General features: G+C 42.4%; 1 protein-coding gene. It reads right to left on the bottom strand.

The annotated features are described in order from the left end of the window. On the bottom strand, window positions 1–229 hold a 229-nt coding region (locus AAEZ03_RS29160; RefSeq protein WP_350583507.1), incomplete at both ends, for a hypothetical protein.

Here is a 229-nt window from a genome sequence, read left to right as displayed (position 1 = left end):
ATATAAATGCGACTGCACCCAAATACGAAAGGCTTCTAGCGTTCCTTCAGGATTTTTATTTATGCGCCACAGCACATCTTTGACTTGTTGCCCGATAATCGGCAAATCCTTAACAGAGTCAGGCACATCCAAATACCCTACTTTAATACGATAGATTAAATTGCTGATAAGGCTCAAAGCTTCCTGCTGCAAGATAAAAATACCAACCACCAGCGGCACACCGATGATG

This window comes from Pseudomonas sp. HY2-MNA-CIBAN-0224, from assembly GCF_040310285.1.
Classification (GTDB): domain Bacteria; phylum Pseudomonadota; class Gammaproteobacteria; order Pseudomonadales; family Pseudomonadaceae; genus Aquipseudomonas; species Aquipseudomonas helleri.
This window is presented reverse-complemented; position numbering and strand designations above follow the sequence as displayed.